The following is a 19,942-nucleotide window of genomic DNA, read 5'->3' as shown; positions in this document are numbered from 1 at the left end:
GCACGCCATTGCGCGTTGCAACTGGCCGCTGGTCATCGCGCGATCCGCAGGCGTCGGGCGGAGGCAATGGGATTCGCGTCGGCAACCAGGTCGTCGAATCGCCACGCCGCGATTCGCGAGATCTCACTGAGCGCCGCCATGTGCTCGACCTGCGGAGAATTGTCCAGGCGCCGCCAGCCGAGAGTCAGAATGTGTTCGCGACTTTCCAGGTCCCGCAGGCAGATGATGAGGGGAAAGCCGAATTTGGCTTCGTAGGCAGCCGACAGCTCGCTGAATTCCTCGGCCTCCTCCTCGGTGAGGCCGTCCAGTCCCAGGTAGGCCATATCGACTTTCGAGACATTGTGTTCCTGAGTCTGGGCGAGGTTCGGATACGCCTGCATCAACTCCATCTGTTCGGCGGGAGTGGCCGCGAGCAGCGCAGTCTGGACGGCGCCACGCAGTGCGCGGGTGTCGGCGAACGGACGTTGCGCGAACGCGCGCTCCACCGGCCAAGCGAGGCCCTGATAGAGGACCGAGAACGTCTTGACGAACTCCTCCTTCGTCATCTTGTTGACGGCATCGAGTCCGACCTCGCCGGTCCGTGGCGTGCCGGCAACCATCGGGCCGCGGTTCGGCCCGATGTGGAAGAACACGATGTTCAGGACGATCGCGGCAAGGGCGCCCAGCGTGATCCCCGAGCCACAGATGATCTGGGCCCACGTGGGAAAGCTGAATTTCAACAGCGGTTGGGCGGTGACGAGCATGCCCAGGCCGAGTGCGGTGCCGACGATCACCGCGTTGCGGTGGTCATTGAAGTCGACCTTCGAAAGGGTCTGGATGCCCACCACAGCCACCGTGGCGAACAGCGCCAGCGACGCCCCGCCGAGCACCGAGTGTGGGATTGCGGCCACGACGGCCGCGGCCTTGGGGAGATAGCCCAGCACGATCATGATGGCACCGGCGGCAGCGACCACCCAGCGGCTCTTGACCTGCGTCAAGCGAACGAGCCCGACGTTCTCCGCGAAACACGTGTAGGGGAACGAGTTGAGGACGCCGCCGATCGTGGTCGCCAAACCGTCGGCGCGCAATGCTCTGGCGATGTCGCCGGCGCCGACACGCTTACCCACGATCTCGGCCGTCGCGAACACGTCACCTGTGGTTTCCACCGCGGTGATGATCATGACGACGATCATCGAGATGATCGCGGTGGCGCTGAACGTGGGCCAGCCGAAGTAGAACGGCGTGGTCACGCCGAGCCAGTGGGACGTACCGACCGCACTGAAATCGACATCCCCGAGCGACGCGGCGACCGCGGTGCCGATGACCAGACCGGCCAGCACGGCGATCGTGGCGAGGAACCCGCGGAAGAGGCGCTGCATCACGATGATGATCAGCAGGGTGCCCGCGGCGTACGCGAGGTCCTTGAGCGCCACATCTGTTTTCATCGCCTCGGTGGTCGTGCCACCGACGATGTCATTGGCCGCGACAGGCAGGAGCGCGATCCCGATGATCGTGATGACCGATCCGGTGACGACCGGCGGGAAGAATCGCAGCAGCTTCGAGAAGTACGGCGCCATGAAAAGGGTGAAGAGCCCGGCGACGATCACCGACCCGTACACCGACAGCAGACCGGGAACCCCCGACAAGCCGCCGGCTGTGCCGATCGCGATCATCGGGCTGACCGCCGCGAAGGTCACCCCTTGGATCAACGGGAGTTTGACGCCCACTTTCCAGAAGCCGACGGACTGGATGATGGTCGCGATGCCACAGGTGAACAAGTCGGCATTGATGAGGTGGATCGTCTGCTCGGGCGATAGTTTCAGGGCTCCGGCGACGATGATCGGCACCAGCACCGCGCCGGCATAGAACGCCAGCACGTGCTGCATCCCGTACACCGCGAGCTTGGGAATCGGCAGTACCTCGTCGACCGGATGCACGGCCTTGCGTGCGACGTCGGCTCGGTCCGTCTCAATCGACATGGCCCACCTCCAGGCGAGAACAAATTTCTGAGCGAATATCCACGGCCAGCACCGCACTGACGGCCCGGCGCCAATCAGCGGACCCGAGTGGGTCGGTGTAATAACCGGATGCGGCCAGCACGTCGGATCGGAGAGCTTCGGCGCCGGGCATCGCCGAATAGCGAAAGACCGTGGGCGCGAGCGTCGCGGCCGTGACGGTGAAGACTGCCGATCCGTCGTCGTCGCGGCGGCCGCTGACGACGGCACCGGACCGTCCGTACTCGGCCAGCGCGATGGTGCGCAGTGCCGCCGTGGCACGCAGCGCCCGTTCGGGCAGGTGCAGGGCCCGCAGCACCTCGCCGTGGGCCAGCGAGTTGGTTCCGTTGCCGGTGACCAGATCCGCGACCGGATCCCATCGAGTCTGGCCGTCAGGAGTCCAGATCTCGGCCACGCCGTCGAGCGCGACGGCAAGCGACACCATCGATGCGGCCGCGAACGACCGGCAGATGTTGCCTCCGACGGTCGCGACGTTCCAGATTTTGAACGAGGCGAGTAACGCGTTGGCACAGTCACCGAAGAGCTGCTGGGCCGGCCAGTCGGCTCGGCGCGGGTAGCGCACGAGTTCGGCGATGGTGCACGTGGCCGCGATGCGCAGCCCGTCGCCGGTGCGCTCGATGGGGCTCCAGTCCATGGTCGTGAGGTCGACGACACCGGTGAGCTCGACCTGCGGTTCAGAGAACGTCCACGTCCCCCCGGCGACAAAGGACTCGCCGTCGGCAAGGCGCAGGTCGCCGCGTGTTCGCGCGAATCGGTATCGGCTGACGGTGTGCAGGTCCATGGCTCAGCAGAAACCTGGAATCGTGGCCCACGCCTCCGGCGCCTGATCCGCGCCTTCGCGGGTGATGGTGGCTTGGATCAAGCCGTACGGCCGATCGGCGGCGTAGAAGACCTCGTTCGGGTTCTCCAGACCGAACGGGCTGAGGTCGACGACGAAGTGGTGCTTGTTGGGACATGACAACTTCACTTCGGCGACCACATCGAACTTCTCGAGGATCGCCTTGCCGATCTCGAACAGCGTCTGTTGCAACGCGAGCGAGTGGACGCCGGCGAACGTGGCGAGCACGACCTCGGCGATGGCCTCGTGCAGCGCGTTGAAGTCGAGGCCGGTGCCGTCGGCGTCAGTGCTCAGGTAGCGCCACCATGCGGTGATGGACGTGGCCATGATGCGGTCGTCGGTCTCGACCAGCGTGGTGTATTTGTCCCGGGGGAAGCCGTGGAACTCCGATCCGGTCGACTTGAGCACGACGCAGTCCTTGATGCCGGAGACCACCCAGGTCGTGTCGCCGGCCATCTGAACGACCGTCGTCCGGACGAATTTGCCGGCCCGCACAAACGAGTGGTCGTGCGCCTTGCCGTCGACGACGATCCGTTCCCACGCGTATTCCTCTGCCTCCCAACGGCCTCCGGTGACCCACTCGAAATCGCCGACGAAGTGCCGGCCCAACGCGATCAGGAAATCCTCGGGCGACTTGACGCCCACTTCTTTCGCGTAGGCGTACACGGTGTTCTTCTGGGTGTCGGTCGCGACGACGTGCGAGTTGTCGCCCTCGTAGTGGCAAGCGCTGAAATCGCCCCGCAACTGCGAGGTGACGTTCAAATCGATGATGCGATGTACCGGGGTATCCCGGACGATGCGCACGACGCGGTTCTCCGCCTTGCCGTACTGATTCGACCCGAGGACGATGTCACCCACTGCCACGATTTCCCCTGACACACGTTGAACGGCTTACCGCTGCAACGTACGTTTCAGTTTTTGTTGTGGCGTCACCATTTCGTTTCAACCGTGTGACGGTGCATCAGACCCGGAGCCCCCAGAACGTCTCGGACCTGGACGTAAACGGATCGTAACAATCTCGTCAGGGCGAATCTTTGCTGCAACGCTAGATTCAGTCCATGGATCTTCAGACCTTCAACTCTGCGTTGCCTGAGGAAGCCGAAGAGGTGCTGCGTCCCTGCGCCGATATTGCGTCCTGGCTCAGCGCGGTTGTCGCCGCGCGGCCTTTTGCCACTGTCGGCGAACTCGAGTCGACGGCCGCGCGTGCCGCCGACGACTGGAGCGTCGACGATCTGGACCAAGCACTGGCACAGCACCCCCGCATCGGCGAACGAGCCGATGGACCATCTATCGAGTCCGGGCTCTCCCGGGGCGAACAACCGGCCATGCCCGACGAGCTCGCGGCAACGATGGCCAGGGCCAACGCGGACTATGAAGCGAAGTTCGGGCGCATCTTCCTCATCCGCGCGAAGGGCCGCAGCGCAGCCGACATCTATGACGCCCTGCGATATCGGCTGTCGCTGGACCGCGAGGAGGAAGCCGCCATCGCCATCGGCCAGCTTCAGGAGATCGCACTGCTCCGCTTGGCAGAAAGGGTGACGCCATGACATCGCCGGCCACGCAGACGTCCCTGTCCACTCACGTGCTCGACGCCGCCCGTGGGAAACCCGCCGCGGATCTCGAGGTCGTGCTGAGCCGAATGAATGAACAGATTGCGGCCGCACACACCGACAGCGATGGACGGATACGTTGGGCCGTCCCACTGGATCCCGGTGACTACCTACTGCATTTCGCGACGGGCGCCTGGTTCGCGAGTGCCGGTCGGGAGACGTTCTACCCCGCCGTCGACTTGCACGTCACGATCGGAGCGGGCCACACGCACGTCGCGCTGTTGCTCAGCCCGTTCGCATACACCACCTACAGGGGCAGCTGATGCGCGCGGACGAGCCGGACTCGCTGGAGGCGAGAATCGCGAACTGCTATGCGTCGCTGAGCCCACAGGAACGCCGCGCTGCCGATGTGCTGCTCGCGCATGCGGGCGATGCCGGTACCTATCGCGCCAGCGAACTCGCCACCATGGCCGACGTCTCGAAGGCGACGTTCTCCCGGCTGGTGCGCGCCCTGGAATTCAGCAACTTCGACGCCATGCGCGAACACCTGCGCGCCCTGCGCCGATCGGGTGTGCCCCTCGCCATCGAGCGGACGCCCGACGTCAGCGCGATCATCTCGCAGGACATCGCGAACCTGCACGCCATGCACGCGCTGCTGAATGAGGCCGTGGTCGAGGCCGTCGCAGAGAAGATCGCCGCTTCCCGTCGCATCGCCGTCTGCGGCTATCGGAGCAGCCTGGCCGCGGCAACGGTGCTGAGGCTGAACCTCGCACAGATCCGGCCCGACACCTGGCTGGCGCCCAGTTCGGGTCAGTCCGTCGCCGAAGACATCGCGGACTTCGATGAGCGGGACCTCATCATCGTGATGTCGTTCCGGCGCCACGGCCGGTGGGCCAAAGAACTCGTCGACTGGGCTTGCGAGTCGCGAATTCCATTGGCGCTCTTCGCCGATGACCAACTCCGTGCGCTCGCGGCACGTGCCACCTGGTGGCTCGAATGCCCGAACGTCTCCCCCGGCGCGTTCGACAGCCACGCTGCGGTGATGAGCCTCGTTGCCGTTCTCTCCGATCGCGTCCTTGCCCTCACGCCCGACGGCGCAAAGCGCATCGACCGCGTCAACTCGGTCCACGAGACACTTGGCGCACCGCCTCGAGCAACGAGTCGGCGAACTCCGGGCGGCACATGACGAAGTCCGGCAGGTACGGATCGGGGCGGTTGTATCGCAGCGGCGAGCCGTCCAGGCGCGACGCGAACAGCCCCGCCGCCTGCACCACGCCCGCCGGGGCGGCCGAATCCCATTCCCACTGCCCGCCGGCGTGCACGTAGGCGTCGACGTCGCCGCGCACCACCGCCATCGCTTTGGCACCGGCCGAGCCGATGCCGACGAGCTCCATGTCGAGTACATCGCGCAGCCACCACACCACGGCCGGGGGCCGGTAGGTACTGGTGGCGACGCGGATGGGGCCGGGACGACGCGGTGGCGGGCCGATCACGGTGTCGGTGCGGTGCACCTCACCGTGATCGGGCAGCGCGACGGCCGCGTCGGTGATGGACCCGTGCGGGCTGCCATCGCGCTGCCACAGCGCGATGTGGACCGCCCAGTCCGGCCGGCCCCGGCCGAATTCGCGGGTGCCGTCGACCGGATCGACGATCCACACCCGGTCCGAGCGCAGCCGGACCAGGTCGTCGGCGGCCTCCTCCGACAGGATGGCGTCGTCGGGGCGGGCCGTGCGCAGCCGATCGAGGATCAGCGTGTTGGCGTGCCGGTCACCGGCTGCGCCGAGGGTGTACGGATCGTGGGAGCCGAGCCGGTCGCGCACCGACAGCAGGAACTCACCTGCCTCCTGCGCGACCTCGGCGGCCAGCGCGACATCGGAGCGCGCCCTGCCACTGTCCTCCATGCCCATGAGTATCACCGAGGCCGACGTCACAGCTGAAATCGCCTATTCACAGGCACGTTGCAGGCTGCTGGCAGGCCCTGCCGAAATACGGCTCATAACATCTGGACAACTATTTACGCGAGAGCCATTAAGGAGGACGCCATGAACGTGGCAAAGACGTTCGGATTCGTCGGGGTCGCTGCGGGCATCGCGCTCGGCGCCTACGGCACGACCCATGCCCCCGCTCCGGCCGTGGCACCCATCGCCTCGTCAGGGCATGGCGCCTCGACGGGCGAGTACACCCAGCCGTCCGTCGCCGACATGAACTTCGGCGCCACCGCGACGCCGACGACACCCAGTTCCGTCGAGGCCGTCACCGTCGCCGCCCCGCCGGTGAAGGCCAAGCCGTACTCCGGCTGAGCTGACGACAGGCGCGAAAAGGGCTCCGGGAGATTCCCGGAGCCCTTTTCTCGTAATACGTTTCGCGTAATGCGTTGTTGCGCGCCTACTTCGGGGTCGCGCCCGGCGCACGCACCAGCATGGGCACGGCCGGGAAGTACGACGCCATCTCCGACCGGGACCGGCGCAGCGCCGCGGTGCCGTAGCCACGGTGGCGGAACTCGGGGTGCACCCAGATACGGACGTTCACCTCGCCGCCCAGCAGCTCACCGAACACCATGGCGACCTTGTCACCGTTGTCCTCGGCCACGAGCCACACGGCCTCCTCGGCCGAGACGCGGGAGACGGCGGCCTTGATCTCCTCGTCCAGATCGCCGGCCGCGCGGCCCGAACCGTCGCCGGCCGCACCGACGTCGGTGGTGCGCGTCGCGAAGATGTCGCGGTCCTGGGCCGCCGAGAACTGGCGCAGGATCAGGTCGTCCCCGAAGCTGGCGGGGCGGTCCTTCACTGCGAACGACAGCTGCGAGTTCAGGTCTTCGAGTTCATCGGCAATCCGCTTGCGGGCGTCTTTGGTCAACAGATCAAAAGACATCGCCATGACCTGCTCGCCGCCGACGTGCGAGGTTTCCAGCAGTTTGGCGATGGCATCGACGGCAGCGGCCTTGTTATCGGCTTCGACGATGACGTCGAGCACCTCGTGCCGACGGTCGAGGGCCTTCTGCAGGGCATCGGTGATTTCGCGGCGGGCTGCGGCCCGGTCGTGGTCGGTCATGGCGACGAGCCTAGAGCACTACCGAGCGGTAGGGCTGCCGAAATCGCTACGCAAATCGTTACCTGTGTGCAAACTGCGATCAAAAGGCCGGCCACGGGATCGGGCGATGCCGATCGGGTGTGGGCATGATCGGATTACCAAGCAGCTCAACAACTCTCGCTTGCAACGCGGCGATCTCATGCCGGGTCAGGTGCGGGCCCAGCTCAGCGGCGAGACCGTCGCGCAAGGCGTCTCGCAACGCGGCGACGGCAGCGAGCACCTCGTCGTCGATCGGCTTTCCGGCCCAGCCCCACAGCACTGTCCGCAGCTTGTCCTCGGTGTGCAAGCTGACTCCGTGGTCGACGCCGTACACCTGACCGTCGGCGCCGGCCAGCACGTGGCCGCCCTTGCGGTCGGCGTTGTTGATCAGCACGTCGAACACCGCCAGCCGGTGCAACCGGGCGTCGTCGGCGTGCACCAGCACCACCTCGTCGCCCTTGTGGTCGTAGGCACGCAGGATCGGCAGGTACCCGGCCGGCACGTGGCCGGCCGGAACCAGGTCGACGAGGTCCGGGCCGGGCGCGGGCTCGGTCTCGCTGAGCGCGTCACCGGGTTGGTCGATCCAGCGCTGCACCATGCCCGGCCCTGCCGGCCCGTCACGAATAATGGTGTGCGGCACCAGGTTCCACCCCAGGGCGTCGGACACCAGATAGGCGGCCAGCTCCCGGCCGGCCAGTGTGCCGTCGGGGAAATCCCACAGTGGAGCCTCCCCGGAGATCGGCTTGTACACGCAGTGCAGCTCTGCGCCGTCCAGCTCCGCCTCGCACAGGAACGTCGCATTGCTGGCCGACCTGATGCGCCCGAGTGCGGTCAGCCGGCCCTGCTGCAGGACCTGACGTAGATCATTCTTCGGGTTCATCGCCGGCACCCAGCACGCCGCGTCGATACCCGTTGGTGCGCACGCAGATATGTCCTTCGGGATCGAGCGGCTCTTCGCACAGCGGGCACGGCGGCCGGCCGGCGGAGATCACCCGATTCGAGCGGTTCGCGAAATCCCGGGCCGACTGCGGACTCAGGAACACCCGCACGGCGTCCGGACCGTCCTCGGCGTCGTCGAGCACCACCGAGGCATCGAATTCCGAGTCGGTGACCGCCAGCAGCTCCACCACCACGGTCTGCGCTTCGGAGTCCCAGCCGAGGCCCATGGTGCCCACCCGGAACTCGGCGTCCACCGGCATGACGAGTGGGTTCAGGTCGGTCACCTCGCCGGTGTCGGGCGGGATCGGGGTGCCGAACCGGCGGTTGATCTCGACCAGCAGCGCGGAGATACGTTCGGCCAGGACAGCGACTTGCTGCTTCTCGAGCATGACCGAGACGACCCGCTGATCGTGCACTGCTTGCAGGTAGAACGTCCGGTTACCAGGCTGCCCAACGGTCCCGGCCACGAAGCGGTCGGGAGAGCGGAAGACGTGGATTGCGCGGGCCATGGCACCTTTCAAAATACCGGTTCACCGGTTTAATCGGTCGAGCCGCCGACGGTCGCGTCGTGTGTCGGCGCGGCATCGTCGGGCTTGCCCGGCTGGTCGGGTTTGGGCCGCAGTGACGAGCTGAGATCCGTACCAGTGTGGTTGACGTGCAGGACGAACGGCCGGTGCGGCGTGTAGCGGATGACGCTCATCGAGGCGGGATCGGCGACGATCCGCTGGAAGCCGTCGAGGTGCACGCCGAGGGCGTCGGCCAGTACCGCCTTGATGACGTCGCCGTGGGTACAGGCGATCCACAGGGTGTCACCGTCGTGCTCCTCGGCCAGGGCCCGGTCGATCTCACGGACCGCCGCGACGGCGCGCGACTGCACCTGCGCCAGCCCTTCGCCGTCCGGGAACACCGCGGCGCTGGGCTGCTGCTGGATGACGGGCCACAGCGGCTCCTTGACCAGATCGGCGATCTTGCTGCCGGTCCAGCTGCCGTAGTCGACCTCGGTCAGCCGGTCGTCGACGCGCGGTTCCACACCGAGCGCGGCGGCCAGCGGGGCGACGGTGTTCTGGCAGCGCAGCAGCGGCGACCGGACGATGGCCTTGACCGGCAGCTCGCCGATCCTGTCGACGACGCCCTGGGCCTGTGCGCGCCCCTTGTCGTCGAGGTCCACGCCCTCGGATCGGCCGGCCAGGGTATGTGCGGTGTTGGACGTGGACCGCCCGTGCCGCAGGAGGATGACGGTCATCTGGTTCCCTTCCGGGTCGCCGGGCGGTTGGGCGGGAATGTCGCCGGGCGGTTGGGCGGGAGTGTCACTGCGCGGCCACCACCCCGGTGCCGAGCAGCGCCAGCACCGTCACACCCAGGACGATGCGGTAACCGACGAACCAGTACATGCTGTGCCGCACCAGGAATTTCAAGAACCAGGACACCGCGGCGTAGCCGACCACGAACGCGATCGCGATGGCCACGGCCAGCTGGGCGCCGGTGGCGCTCATGCCCTCGGTGACGGGCTTGAAGGCGTCGGGCAGCGAGAACAGTCCGGAGGCCAGCACCGCCGGGATGGCGAGCAGGAAGCCGAAGCGCGCCGCGAGCTCCCGGTTCATGCCGAGGAACAGGCCGGCGCTGATCGTCGCGCCGGACCGGGACACGCCGGGCACCAGTGCCAGGCACTGCGCGAGGCCGACGATGACGCTGTCCTTCCAGGTCAGCTGCTCGACGTCGCGGGTCTGCTTACCGACGTACTCGGCGAGGGCGATCACCGCGGAGAACACGATCATCGCGGTGGCGATGACCCACAGATTGCGGGCGCCAGAACGGATCTGGTCTTTGAACAGCAGGCCCAGGACGCAGATCGGGATGGTACCGATGATCACCCACCAGCCCAGCCAGTAGTCGGCGGTGCGGCGGGCGGCGTCGGTCAGGCCGCTGAACCAGGCGGTGAGGATGCGCCAGATGTCCTTGGCGAAGTAGATCAGCACCGCGGCCTCGGTCCCCAGCTGGGTGACGGCGGTGAACGACGCCCCCGCATCACCGGAGAAGAACACCCGGGAGGCGATGGCCAGATGGCCCGATGACGACACCGGCAGAAACTCGGTCAGCCCCTGCAGAACGGCCAGCACGATCGTCTGCCACCAGCTCATAGCTGCCACGTCAGTCACGCCGACGACCGTACCGTGAGCGGCGGACGCAGGCTTTAGTGGTTGCGCTGCACCGGTTGTGCGTCGGCGACGGCGTCCCGGACGGCGGCGGCGAGGCTGCGCTCGTCGTGCACGTCGACGTGAGCCAGGCTTCGCGAGGACACCGCGACGACGTCCTCTTCCTGGGGCACCGGACCCGACAAACGCGGCCGGTAGATCTCGACAATCAGCGTGCGCTTGTCATCAAGGCGAAACGAAAAACTCCGGCCATCGCCGACTTGGCCAAACCCGCTGGCCCGCAGACCAGTCGAAAGGTCTTCGATAGCAAAATTACCGTTGGCAAGATCGCCGTCGGTGGCAATGCTCATGGCTCCGACCATACCCCTCCGGTACGCGACGTACCCGCCGGACGCAGATAATTGACGCCAATATATTTGCCTAGACTGGAAATTTGCCCCGCCCCCGCCGCCCGCCGACCGAAAGACAGGCCGTGCCAATGGATCACCGTCCCATTAATTATCGGCGACGTGAATATTGGGGCTCTGCAACGAGGTTCGCCGCGGCCGCTCTGACCATCGGCGCGCTGGCGGCCTGCTCGTCGCATCCGGCCGATACGCCGCCGCCCACCATCACGCCCGCGCGCGCCGCGGTCTCGCCCGCGGTTGGCGGCGTGCCCGACGGCGTGGTCCACGCGCTCCCCGGTCCCGGCACCGGCGCGGCTTTCGACGCGGCGACGTCGTCGCTGGTGGTGCTGGGCACCGACGGCACGGGACGCCCGGTGGCGACTGTCCCCGGCACCCCGCCGGTGGTGCTGCCGACGGCCGCGACGGGCGTGACGGGCGACGGCGCCGGCACGGCGTTCCTGTCCACCCGCGGCGGCTACCTGCGCTTCGACATCGGCAAGCGCACCGTGCAGCCGATCGCGGTCGACGGCCAGTCGGGCACCGACTTCACCTCGATCGCCCGGCGGGCCGACGGGAAACTGGCGCTGGGCACCGCGGACGGGGCGGTGCTGATCGTCGACGGCACTGCGGTGAAGTCCCGGATGAAGGCCTTCGCCCGCGTGGACGGTCTTGCCGCGCAAGGCAATACCGTCGTCGTCCTGGACCGCGGGCAGACCTCGGTGACCGAGGTGAACGCGGACGGTACCGACGTCGCGCAGGCGCTGCGCGCCGGCGAGGGTGCCACCACGCTGGCCGCCGACCCCGCCGGGCGGGTGCTGGTGGCCGACACCCGCGGCGACGGCCTGCTGGTGTTCGGCACGACGCCGCTGATGCTGCGCCAGCAGGCGCCCGTCCGGGGTGCGCCGTTCGGCCTGGTCGGCACGTCGAAACTCGCCTGGGTTTCACAGACCGCGACAAACGGCGTGGTTGGTTACGATCTTTCGACTGGCATCCCCGTGGAGAAAGTCCGATATCGCACCGTGCAGCAGCCCGACGTCCTCGCCTTCGACGAACGCACCGGCACCTTGTTCGTGGTGTCGGGATCGGGCGCCGGGGTGCAGGTGATCGCGAACGCCGCCGCAGGGCCACAGGCGGGCGGGCGCTAGATGCACCGGGGGCGGATGCCGGCAGCGTGGGCGGAGGACTTGTCCGACGACTACGAATGGATTCCGCTCCGGCTGCCCCCGGAAGTAACCAGACTGTCGGCGTCCATCCGGCTGTCGATCGAGGCCGAATATCGTGGGTGGGAGTTGACCCGGGTACGCCTGTACACCGACGGTTCGCGCCGGGTGCTGCTGCGCCGCCGCAAGATCAGGGCGAGCGAAGCGACGGGAAATGCGCCCGATAGGTTGGCGCCGCCCGATCAGCCGGCAATGTGAGGAGCTGTTGATGTATCGCGCCCTGCGCTGGGTGTTCTTCCGGGTGCCCCCGGAACGGATTCATACCTGGGTGTTCGCGCTGCTGCGCGTGGCGACCGGGCTGGCCGTCAGCCGCCGGCTGCTGGGCCGCTGGCTCACGCCGTCGGATCCGGTGTTGGAGACCACGGTGTTCGGCGTGACCTTCCCCGGCCCGGTGGGCCTAGCGGCCGGCTTCGACAAGAACGGCAGCGGCATCAATGCCTGGGGCCCACTGGGTTTCGGCTACGCCGAGGTCGGCACCGTCACCGCGCAGGCGCAGCCCGGCAATCCGGCGCCGCGGCTGTTCCGGCTCGCCGAGGACCGCGCGCTGCTGAACCGGATGGGCTTCAACAACCACGGTGCCGGCGAGCTCGCCATCCGGCTGACGCGCAGCCAGTCCACCGTGCCCATCGGGGTGAACATCGGCAAGACCAAGGTCACCCCGCCCGAGCATGCCGTTGACGACTACGCCGAGAGCGCCCGCCTGTGCGGGCCGCTGGCCGACTTCGTCGTGGTGAACGTCAGCTCGCCGAACACGCCCGGGCTGCGTGACCTGCAGGCCGTGGCGTCGCTGCGGCCGATCCTGGCCGCCGTGCGCGCCGAGACCACCAAGCCCGTGCTGGTGAAGATCGCGCCCGACCTGTCCGACGACGACGTCGACGAGATCGCCGACCTGGCCGTCGAATTGGGGCTGGCGGGCATCGTCGCGACCAACACCACGATTTCCCGCGAAGGGCTGCTGACCCCCGGCGTCGCCGAGCTGGGCGCGGGTGGCGTGTCCGGCCCGCCGGTGGCCGCGCGGTCGCTGGAGGTGCTGCGGCGGCTGCACAAGCGGGTCGGCGGCCAGCTGGTGCTGATCAGCGTCGGCGGCATCGAGACCGCCGACGACGCCTGGGAGCGCATCATCGCCGGCGCCTCGTTGGTGCAGGGCTACACCGGCTTCATCTACGGCGGTGGCTTGTGGGCCAAGCACATTCACGACGGCGTCGCCGCGCGGCTGAAGGCCGGCGGCTTCGCGTCGCTGGCGGACGCGGTGGGCTCGGGAGCCTGATCTCGCACGGCTGAGCGCCGATGCGCTGACGCCGAGGTGCCGAACCAGCGTTGGCTCGATCGCGACAGCACGCTCTGCTCGCTGTAGCCGAGCAACCCGGCCAGCTGTCCCAACGGGATGTCGGTGCTGCGGAGATAGCGGTCGGCCTCCTCGCGGCGCACCTCGTCGACGAGTGCGGCAAACGACGTGGCCTGCGTCTCCAGTTGCCGCTGCAGGGTGCGCGGATGCACCGCAAGATGCTGCGCGACCAGGTCGAGGGTCAGGCCGCCGGTGGGCAGCATCCGGCGGATCAGCAGCCGCACCGGTTCGGCGGTCTGTGAATCGGCCGGTACCGCGATGGTGTTGAGGTAGTCCCGCACGACGTCGTGCACCGCGCCGTCGGCCGCCAGGGGCCGGGCAAGCACCGACCTCGGGAAGCGAAACCCGGTGTCGGGCTGGGCAAAACGCACCGGGCACCCGAAATACCTGGCGTAGTTCTGCGGGCTGGTCAGCGGCTCGTGGCGGAAGTGCACCGCCGCCGGCGTGAAGTCGGGACCTGTCAGCAGCCGGAACACCCGCAGCGCGACGCCGAGGGCGAGCTCGGCCGCCTGTCGGTGCGCGATGGAGCGAGGTACCGCGAGGCGCCAGTCGAACCGGGCATGGCGTGCCGCCGGTTGCGCGTCGATGGTTGCCGTCAGGGCCGGGCTGTAGACGGACATGTACTGGTCGATGGCCTCGAACGCGGCACCGACGGTCGCCGCGGTCCGGGCGGCGATCCCAACCGGGCCGAGGATATCCAGGCCCTGGCGCAGCGCCAGCTGCCTGCCGAAGTCGGGCGTCGCGGTCATCGTGGCCGCGGTCTCCAGGGCTGTGACGACGCTGCGGTAGTTGATGAAGCTGTCCTGGTCGCCGACCGCCTCGATCGGTATGTGGCTCAGGGCGAGCAGGGGCGCGGGGTCTTCACCGAGTTCCCGGACGAGTTCCAGGAAGCCCTGCAACGACGTGCCGCGCACAAATGGCATGTCGTCTACTGTCAAGAAGTTGTCATTTGATGTCAAGTATTGGACTCCGGTGCACCGCAGAATCGATGCATACCAACCGAATCCACCCGACATCGAAAGGCCCGAAAGATGACCGCCATCGCCTCCCCCGAAATGGTCACCACCCGCAGCGGCGCTCCTCTCCCGCTGGTCGCGCTGCCGCAGGGTGAACTGCTGAGCGTCAACCTCGCCGAGACCCCGCTGCTGAAGGACGCCCTCGGCCCGGGCCTGAGCTTCCACCCGCTGCGACTGGACACCGAGCGTGGCGAGTACGTCATCCTCGCCAGGATGGCCCCGGGCGTCGGCCTGCAAATCCACTACCACACCGGCCCCGCGCAGGTGTACACCATGCAGGGCTGCTGGCTGTACCGCGAATACCCCGACCAGCCCCAGACCGCCGGCTCCTACCTGTACGAACCCGGCGGCTCCGTCCACACCTTCTACACGCCCGAGGACAACACCGAGGACACCGTCGCGCTCATCTGGGTTGATGGCGCGAACGTCAACTTCAACGAGGACGGCACGTTCCACTCGATCCTCGACGCGGTGTCCCTGCACTACCTGACCGAGACAGTGTCCGCAGCTCAAGGCACCAAACCCGTCTTCGTCCACGGTGGCGCCGCCGGCGTCGCCAAATCCTGATCCACCAGCCACGACCCTGAAAGGACCGGCCATGACCTTCCGGAAATTGACCAGCCTCGATGCCCAGTTCCTGGCGATGGAGGACGGGCACGCACACGGCCACGTCAGCGTGCTGAGCACCTACGCTCCGTACACCGCAGACGGCCGCCGGCTGACCGCCGAGGTGATCCGGGACCTCGTGGCCGAGCGGTTGCCGCTCCTGCCCCCGTTCCGCTGGCGACTCGTCAGGGTGCCATTCGACCTCGACCACCCGTACTGGGTCGACGCAGACGACGTCGATGTCACCTATCACGTACAGGAATCCGCGCTGTGGGCACCGGGTGACGACCGCCGGCTCGCCGACCACGTCGCCGAGATCATCGCGAGGCCGCTGGATCGGTCACGGCCGCTGTGGGAGATCCACGTGATCAGCGGACTGGCCGACGACTCGGTGGCACTGCTGATCAAGATGCACCACGCCGCGGTCGACGGCGTCTCGGGCGCCGAGATGCTGCGGGTGCTGCTCGACGACACCGCAGAGGGACAGCCAGTGGTGGCTCCCAGCTGTGTAGAACCGCAGCGCCGGCCGTCCCAGGCCGAACTTCTCGGCCGCGGACTGACCAATATGTGCCGATACCCCGCACGGTCCATCCGCGCCGCGGTGCGTGCGCTGCCACACCTCGACGAGGTGCCCACGTTGCGAGGCGTGCCCGGCGTCAGCACGGTGGCGCGGCACAGCCGGTCCGCCAAGGCGATCCTGGAGCGCACGAACACAGCCGAAGGCACCGAACTCGTCGCACCGCGCACGCGGTTCCAGACCGCGATCTCGCCGCGTCGAAGCGTGGCGTTCGGTTCGGTGTCGCTGGCTGAGGTGAAAGCCGTCAAGGATCACTTCGGATGCAGCATCAACGACGTCGTGATGGCGATGTGCGCATCGGGACTGCGGTCGTGGTTGGCCGACGAAGGCGAACTGCCGGACGGACCGCTGCTGTCGTTCGTGCCCGTGTCCGTCCGCACGCCTGAGCAGACGGGCACGTTCGGGAACCGGGTCTCGGTCATGATGGCCGAACTGCCGACCGATGAGGCCGATCCCGCCGAGCGGCTACACCGGGCGCAGGCCACCATGACCGCCGCGAAACAGCGTCATCAGGCGCTGCCGGCGTCCCTGTTGGAAGACGCCAACGACCTCATCCCGCCGGCGTTGTTCGCCCGTGCCACCGGCACGGCATTGCGCCACGGGGCATCGTTCCTGCAGCCGGCCGTGAACGCCGCGATCTCCAATGTGCCCGGCTCCCCCACGACGCTGTACTGCGCAGGCGCCGAACAGCTTTCGCAGTTTCCGATCTCCGGCATACTGCACGGAGTCGGGCTGAACATCACCGTGTTCAGCTACCGTCAAGAACTGTCGATCGGCATCGTCGTCGACCGCGATCAACTCGACGACCCGTGGCCCCTGCTCGACGCGGTGCGCGACTCCCTGACAGACCTGACGGCGGCGATCAGTACACGACCAGCGGTGTGACGCCGAGTTCGTCCAAGGTCTGTTGGACGTGGTCGCGCAGGATGGCCTTGGTGTTCTCGGCACCGACCTGGTAACCCACGACGCCCAAGGTGACCTTGCCGTTGTGGCGCAGGGCCGTCACCACCAGTAGACCGCCGGGCTGCTCGATGTCCGCCTTCTTCACGTTCTGCTCGACGCCCCAGCAGATCACGTAATCGGCCTGATGGGCTCCGTCGACGCGGCCGACCAGTTCCGGTACGTCGCCGACGTTCGAGCAGGTGACCGGCAGCTCGCCGAGCACCATGGCCGCGGTATGGCGGACCGCCCGCCGCGGGATGAACGGTGTCAGCGGCAACAGCTGGAAGGACTCGTCCGGCTGTTCCCTGGCGCTACGCAATGCGGTCCGGATGGTGCCGCGAAGCTCGGTCAGGTCCGCGGTGGCTGTGGCCGGGTCGACGGTGAAGGTGGTGAAGGTCATCGCGTTGGCCCGGGTGTCATCGAGCGAGGTGCGGTCGTTGATGGAGACCATCAACGAGACGGCGCCATCACGCGCCCGCTGCCGTCCCATGCGGACCCCGAGGCGGGTGGCGAACGCCGAGACCAGCGAATAGTTGTTGCCGCCCAATTCTGCTGCGCGCGCGTCAAAGTGGTCGAGGTCGATGATGGCGGACGCGAACGGCACATGCACGTATTCGTCGCCATCGGCCGGCCCTCCCGTCGACGGCGTCGCGGTCATCTCACCGCGGCGCTCGCGAGCGAGCTTGGCCGCCACGGCAATCGTGCGCCGGACGTCGGGCAGGTCTCTGAAGGTCTGGCGGAGATCGGACCGGATCGCCTGCCAACGGGTGCGGGACCTGGGCTGCCCGTAGCCGAGATCACGCTCGTTTCCCAGAATTGCGTCCATGAACGCCACGACCGACCCAGTGCCATCGATCAGGCAGTGCGACAGCACTATGGCCACCGCCGTCGAGCCGTCGGTAAAGGGCTGCACGCCGAGGGTCCAACCCGGCCCGTGCTCCGGGTCGATCGGAATCTGTGCGCGCTCCTCCAGCCAGTCACTCAGTTCTGAACGCGGACAAGCCGTTTCGGCGATGTCGATCGGGCGTGGGGCGCCCGTGGCGGCCACCCAACGATGCCGGCCGAACGGCAGCGGCGACCGCTCGATGTACCGGGCCACCAGCCCCTTGCCGAAGTTCTCGTTGAAGCGGCGCAGCCCGTCGAGGTCCACCGGACCCTCGTAGAACCACAACGCCATGCCGACCTGCACCCGGCCATTGGCCCGGTACGACAGGAACGTGGCCTGGTCGATGTAGTCGAGCCGGTCCTGATCCGTCGGTGTCGAACGCTTGCTCACCGGCGTAGATGTGGACAAAGCGGATGGTCCCCCTCGCTCCGGGCGCGGCGAGCGTCGCTGCCGCCGGCCTCGGTCCGATAGTAGGTCGGGCGGTTGGCCACCGCGACCCCACAGGGACCGGCTACTTCTGCTCGTACGTCCCGTGGATGACGGCCCGGGCGATGGCCTGCATGAACAGGTTGAAGCCCAGGAACGCCGGGGTGGCGTCCTCGGGAATGTCCAGCTTCTCCACAGGCAGCGCGTGCACCGCGATGTAGTACCGGTGCGGGCCGTGGCCGGCCGGCGGGGCGGCACCCAGGTAGCGCTTGAGGCTGGCGTCGTTGGCCAGGGTGATGGCGCCGCCGGGCAGCGCGTCGCCGTTGCCCGCGTCGGCGGCCAGCTCGGTCACGTCGGCGGGCAGGTTGGCGACGGCCCAGTGCCAGAAGCCCGACGCGGTCGGGGCATCGGGGTCGTAGACGGTGACGGCGAAGCTGCGGGTCTCGGCCGGGAAGCCCGACCAGCTCAGCTGCGGCGAGACGTCCTCTCCCCCGGCACCGAAGATGCCGCTGACCTGATCATTGGCCAGCGCGCCACCGTCGGACAGCGACGTCGAGGTCAGGGTGAAAGTCGGCAGCTGCGGCAGGTTGTCATACGGCGAAGCGGTCATGATGCCCTTTCGATGGTCAGCAGTGTCGGTCAGCAGTGCGTCAGAAAGTGCTCGAGGACCTTCGCCCCGAACTGTAGTGCGTCCACGGGCACGCGCTCGTCGACGCCGTGGAACAGTGCGGCGAAGTCCAGCTCGGGCGGCAGCCGCAGCGGCGCGAACCCGAAGCACCGGATGCCCAGGCGGACAAACGCTTTCGCGTCGGTGCCGCCCGACATCATGTAGGGCACCGTGCGGGCGTCGGGGTCGACGGCCAGGATCGCGGCGTTCATCGCGTCGACCAGGTCGCCGTCGAAGGTGGTTTCCACGCTGGGCAGGTCACGTTCCCAGGTGCGGGTGATGTTGGGGCCGAGCAGCGCGTCGAGCTCGCGTTCGAAGGCCTCCTTGCGGCCCGGCAGGATGCGGCAGTCGACCATGGCCTCGGCCGTGGCCGGGATGACGTTGGCCTTGTAGCCGGCCTTGAGCATGGTGGGGTTCGCGGTGTCGCGCAGGGTGGCGCCGACGATGCGCGCGATGCCGCCCAACTTGGCGATGGAGCCTTCCAGGTCCGGCGAGTTCGGGTCGAGGTCATAGCCGGTCTCTTCGGAGACCGCGGTCAGGAACTGCTCGACCGACTCGCTGAGCACCAGCGGGAACTGGTGCCGGCCCAATTTGGCGACCGCTTCGGCGATCTCGGTGACGGCGTTGTCGTCGTGCACCATCGAGCCGTGTCCGGCCCGGCCGCGCGCCGTCAGCCGCATCCAGGACAGGCCCTTCTCGGCGGTCTCGATGAGGTACAGGCGACGTTCGCCGCCGTCCTTGGTGGGAACCGTCAGCGAGAAGCCGCCGACCTCGCCGATGGCCTCGGTGATGCCGTCGAACAGGTCGGGCCGGTTGTCGACGAGCCACTGGCAGCCGTAGGTGCCGCCGTGCTCCTCGTCAGAGACGAAGGCGAACACCAGGTCTCGTGGCGGGACGATGTTGCTGCGCTTCAGATGCCGCGCGACGGCGATCATCATGCCGCACATGTCCTTCATGTCGACCGCGCCGCGGCCCCACACGTAGCCGTCCTTCACCGCGCCGGAGAACGGGTGGACGCTCCAGTCGGCGGGCTCGGCCGGCACGACGTCGAGGTGGCCGTGGATCAGCAGGGCGCCCCGATCAGGGTCGGCGCCTTTGAGCCTGCAGAAGACGTTGCCGCGGCCAGGGGCGCCCGCTTCGACGTACTCGGTGGTGTAACCCACCTCGCGCAGTTTCTCGGCAACCCAGCGGGCGCAGTCCTCCTCGCCCTTGGTGGTCTCCAACTCCCCGGTGTTGGACGTGTCGAACCGGATGAGGGAGCTGACGAGGTCGACCACTTCGTCTTCGGGCGCAGTCACAGTCCCATTCGTAGCATCGACGGCACTCTG

23 protein-coding genes are annotated in these 19,942 nt (G+C 67.7%); 9 read left to right on the top strand and 14 right to left on the bottom strand.

Annotated elements, in window-relative coordinates; all coding sequences use genetic code 11:
* Positions 1 to 32 precede the first annotated feature (32 nt).
* The 3 genes from uraD (AC1U2B_RS00810) to pucL are packed head-to-tail and all read right to left on the bottom strand — an operon-like array spanning position 33 to position 3,690.
* Positions 33 to 1,958: a 2-oxo-4-hydroxy-4-carboxy-5-ureidoimidazoline decarboxylase gene (gene uraD, locus AC1U2B_RS00810; protein WP_480215316.1), complete on the bottom strand. Its 1,926-nt coding sequence runs from the start codon at positions 1,956 to 1,958 to the stop codon at positions 33 to 35.
* Complete coding sequence (locus AC1U2B_RS00805) at positions 1,948 to 2,775, bottom strand: FAD binding domain-containing protein (protein ID WP_480215315.1); 828 nt, start codon at positions 2,773 to 2,775, stop codon at positions 1,948 to 1,950. The genes uraD (AC1U2B_RS00810) and AC1U2B_RS00805 overlap by 11 nt, the downstream gene beginning before the upstream one ends.
* A gap of 3 nt (positions 2,776 to 2,778) precedes the next feature.
* Complete coding sequence (pucL, locus tag AC1U2B_RS00800) at positions 2,779 to 3,690, bottom strand: factor-independent urate hydroxylase (protein ID WP_480215728.1); 912 nt, start codon at positions 3,688 to 3,690, stop codon at positions 2,779 to 2,781.
* Between the two features lie 200 nt (positions 3,691 to 3,890).
* Here pucL and uraD (AC1U2B_RS00795) point away from each other — a divergent pair, with 200 nt between their 5' ends.
* From uraD (AC1U2B_RS00795) to AC1U2B_RS00785, 3 genes are read left to right on the top strand one after another with little or no spacing between them, the layout of a single operon-like run.
* Positions 3,891 to 4,379: a 2-oxo-4-hydroxy-4-carboxy-5-ureidoimidazoline decarboxylase gene (gene uraD, locus AC1U2B_RS00795; RefSeq protein ID WP_480215314.1), complete on the top strand. Its 489-nt coding sequence runs from the start codon at positions 3,891 to 3,893 to the stop codon at positions 4,377 to 4,379.
* Positions 4,376 to 4,705: a hydroxyisourate hydrolase gene (gene uraH / locus AC1U2B_RS00790; RefSeq protein ID WP_480215313.1), complete on the top strand. Its 330-nt coding sequence runs from the start codon at positions 4,376 to 4,378 to the stop codon at positions 4,703 to 4,705. The genes uraD (AC1U2B_RS00795) and uraH overlap by 4 nt, the downstream gene beginning before the upstream one ends.
* Positions 4,705 to 5,568: a MurR/RpiR family transcriptional regulator gene (locus AC1U2B_RS00785; protein ID WP_480215312.1), complete on the top strand. Its 864-nt coding sequence runs from the start codon at positions 4,705 to 4,707 to the stop codon at positions 5,566 to 5,568. Before uraH ends, AC1U2B_RS00785 begins: the two co-directional genes overlap by 1 nt.
* Here the strand turns inward: AC1U2B_RS00785 and AC1U2B_RS00780 are convergent.
* The gene (locus AC1U2B_RS00780; RefSeq protein WP_480215311.1) at positions 5,498 to 6,289 is read right to left on the bottom strand and encodes a 3'(2'),5'-bisphosphate nucleotidase CysQ; all 792 of its coding nucleotides are present in this window, start codon (positions 6,287 to 6,289) and stop codon (positions 5,498 to 5,500) included. The genes AC1U2B_RS00785 and AC1U2B_RS00780 overlap by 71 nt on opposite strands.
* Positions 6,290 to 6,424: 135 nt before the next feature.
* Here AC1U2B_RS00780 and AC1U2B_RS00775 point away from each other — a divergent pair, with 135 nt between their 5' ends.
* Entirely contained in the window at positions 6,425 to 6,682 is a 258-nt protein-coding gene (locus tag AC1U2B_RS00775; RefSeq protein WP_480215310.1) for a hypothetical protein, read from the top strand.
* An 85-nt stretch (positions 6,683 to 6,767) separates the two neighbouring features.
* Here AC1U2B_RS00775 and AC1U2B_RS00770 read toward each other — a convergent pair whose 3' ends face one another.
* The 6 genes from AC1U2B_RS00770 to AC1U2B_RS00745 form a co-directional block, all read right to left on the bottom strand.
* Positions 6,768 to 7,433, bottom strand: a complete 666-nt coding sequence (locus AC1U2B_RS00770) for a GNAT family N-acetyltransferase (RefSeq protein ID WP_480215309.1) — start codon at positions 7,431 to 7,433, stop codon at positions 6,768 to 6,770.
* 79 nt (positions 7,434 to 7,512) lie between these two features.
* On the bottom strand, positions 7,513 to 8,331 hold the full coding sequence (locus AC1U2B_RS00765) for an Rv2133c family protein (protein WP_480215308.1): 819 nt from the start codon (positions 8,329 to 8,331) through the stop codon (positions 7,513 to 7,515).
* Positions 8,315 to 8,899: an Rv2134c family protein gene (locus AC1U2B_RS00760; RefSeq protein WP_043396133.1), complete on the bottom strand. Its 585-nt coding sequence runs from the start codon at positions 8,897 to 8,899 to the stop codon at positions 8,315 to 8,317. The genes AC1U2B_RS00765 and AC1U2B_RS00760 overlap by 17 nt, the downstream gene beginning before the upstream one ends.
* Positions 8,900 to 8,928: 29 nt before the next feature.
* Positions 8,929 to 9,633: a histidine phosphatase family protein gene (locus AC1U2B_RS00755; RefSeq protein WP_043396136.1), complete on the bottom strand. Its 705-nt coding sequence runs from the start codon at positions 9,631 to 9,633 to the stop codon at positions 8,929 to 8,931.
* Between the two features lie 64 nt (positions 9,634 to 9,697).
* The gene (locus AC1U2B_RS00750; RefSeq protein ID WP_260972201.1) at positions 9,698 to 10,546 is read right to left on the bottom strand and encodes an undecaprenyl-diphosphate phosphatase; all 849 of its coding nucleotides are present in this window, start codon (positions 10,544 to 10,546) and stop codon (positions 9,698 to 9,700) included.
* 35 nt (positions 10,547 to 10,581) lie between these two features.
* Positions 10,582 to 10,893 (bottom strand): hypothetical protein, encoded by a 312-nt coding sequence (locus tag AC1U2B_RS00745; protein WP_480215307.1) that lies wholly within the window; start codon positions 10,891 to 10,893, stop codon positions 10,582 to 10,584.
* Positions 10,894 to 11,021: 128 nt separating this feature from the next.
* Here AC1U2B_RS00745 and AC1U2B_RS00740 point away from each other — a divergent pair, with 128 nt between their 5' ends.
* The 3 genes from AC1U2B_RS00740 to AC1U2B_RS00730 are packed head-to-tail and all read left to right on the top strand — an operon-like array spanning position 11,022 to position 13,416.
* Positions 11,022 to 12,074 (top strand): YncE family protein, encoded by a 1,053-nt coding sequence (locus AC1U2B_RS00740; protein ID WP_480215306.1) that lies wholly within the window; start codon positions 11,022 to 11,024, stop codon positions 12,072 to 12,074.
* Positions 12,075 to 12,347, top strand: coding sequence for a DUF5703 family protein (locus AC1U2B_RS00735; protein ID WP_043396145.1), 273 nt, complete (start codon positions 12,075 to 12,077; stop codon positions 12,345 to 12,347).
* Positions 12,348 to 12,357: 10 nt separating this feature from the next.
* Positions 12,358 to 13,416: a quinone-dependent dihydroorotate dehydrogenase gene (locus AC1U2B_RS00730; protein WP_480215305.1), complete on the top strand. Its 1,059-nt coding sequence runs from the start codon at positions 12,358 to 12,360 to the stop codon at positions 13,414 to 13,416.
* Here the strand turns inward: AC1U2B_RS00730 and AC1U2B_RS00725 are convergent.
* Complete coding sequence (locus tag AC1U2B_RS00725; protein WP_480215304.1) at positions 13,341 to 14,417, bottom strand: AraC family transcriptional regulator; 1,077 nt, start codon at positions 14,415 to 14,417, stop codon at positions 13,341 to 13,343. The genes AC1U2B_RS00730 and AC1U2B_RS00725 overlap by 76 nt on opposite strands.
* 108 nt (positions 14,418 to 14,525) lie before the next feature.
* On the opposite strand from AC1U2B_RS00725, the gene AC1U2B_RS00720 reads away from it, so the two are divergent.
* Entirely contained in the window at positions 14,526 to 15,077 is a 552-nt protein-coding gene (locus AC1U2B_RS00720; RefSeq protein ID WP_480215303.1) for a 2,4'-dihydroxyacetophenone dioxygenase family protein, read from the top strand.
* 31 nt (positions 15,078 to 15,108) lie between these two features.
* Complete coding sequence (locus AC1U2B_RS00715) at positions 15,109 to 16,578, top strand: WS/DGAT/MGAT family O-acyltransferase (RefSeq protein WP_480215302.1); 1,470 nt, start codon at positions 15,109 to 15,111, stop codon at positions 16,576 to 16,578.
* Here AC1U2B_RS00715 and AC1U2B_RS00710 read toward each other — a convergent pair.
* From AC1U2B_RS00710 to AC1U2B_RS00700, 3 genes are all read right to left on the bottom strand, one after another.
* Positions 16,556 to 17,911, bottom strand: coding sequence for a hypothetical protein (locus tag AC1U2B_RS00710; protein WP_480215301.1), 1,356 nt, complete (start codon positions 17,909 to 17,911; stop codon positions 16,556 to 16,558). The genes AC1U2B_RS00715 and AC1U2B_RS00710 overlap by 23 nt on opposite strands.
* Before the next feature lie 121 nt (positions 17,912 to 18,032).
* Positions 18,033 to 18,557 carry a YbhB/YbcL family Raf kinase inhibitor-like protein gene (locus tag AC1U2B_RS00705; RefSeq protein WP_133763104.1) on the bottom strand — a complete coding sequence of 175 codons (525 nt, stop codon included), beginning with the start codon at positions 18,555 to 18,557 and terminating at the stop codon, positions 18,033 to 18,035.
* Positions 18,558 to 18,586: 29 nt separating this feature from the next.
* Positions 18,587 to 19,912: a M20/M25/M40 family metallo-hydrolase gene (locus AC1U2B_RS00700; protein ID WP_480215300.1), complete on the bottom strand. Its 1,326-nt coding sequence runs from the start codon at positions 19,910 to 19,912 to the stop codon at positions 18,587 to 18,589.
* Positions 19,913 to 19,942: the final 30 nt, after the last annotated feature.

The sequence above is a fragment of the Mycolicibacterium sp. P4_G11 genome, from assembly GCF_056555145.1.
The sequence above is the reverse complement of the archived record's forward strand: the minus strand, read 5'-3'. Positions and strand labels throughout refer to the sequence as shown.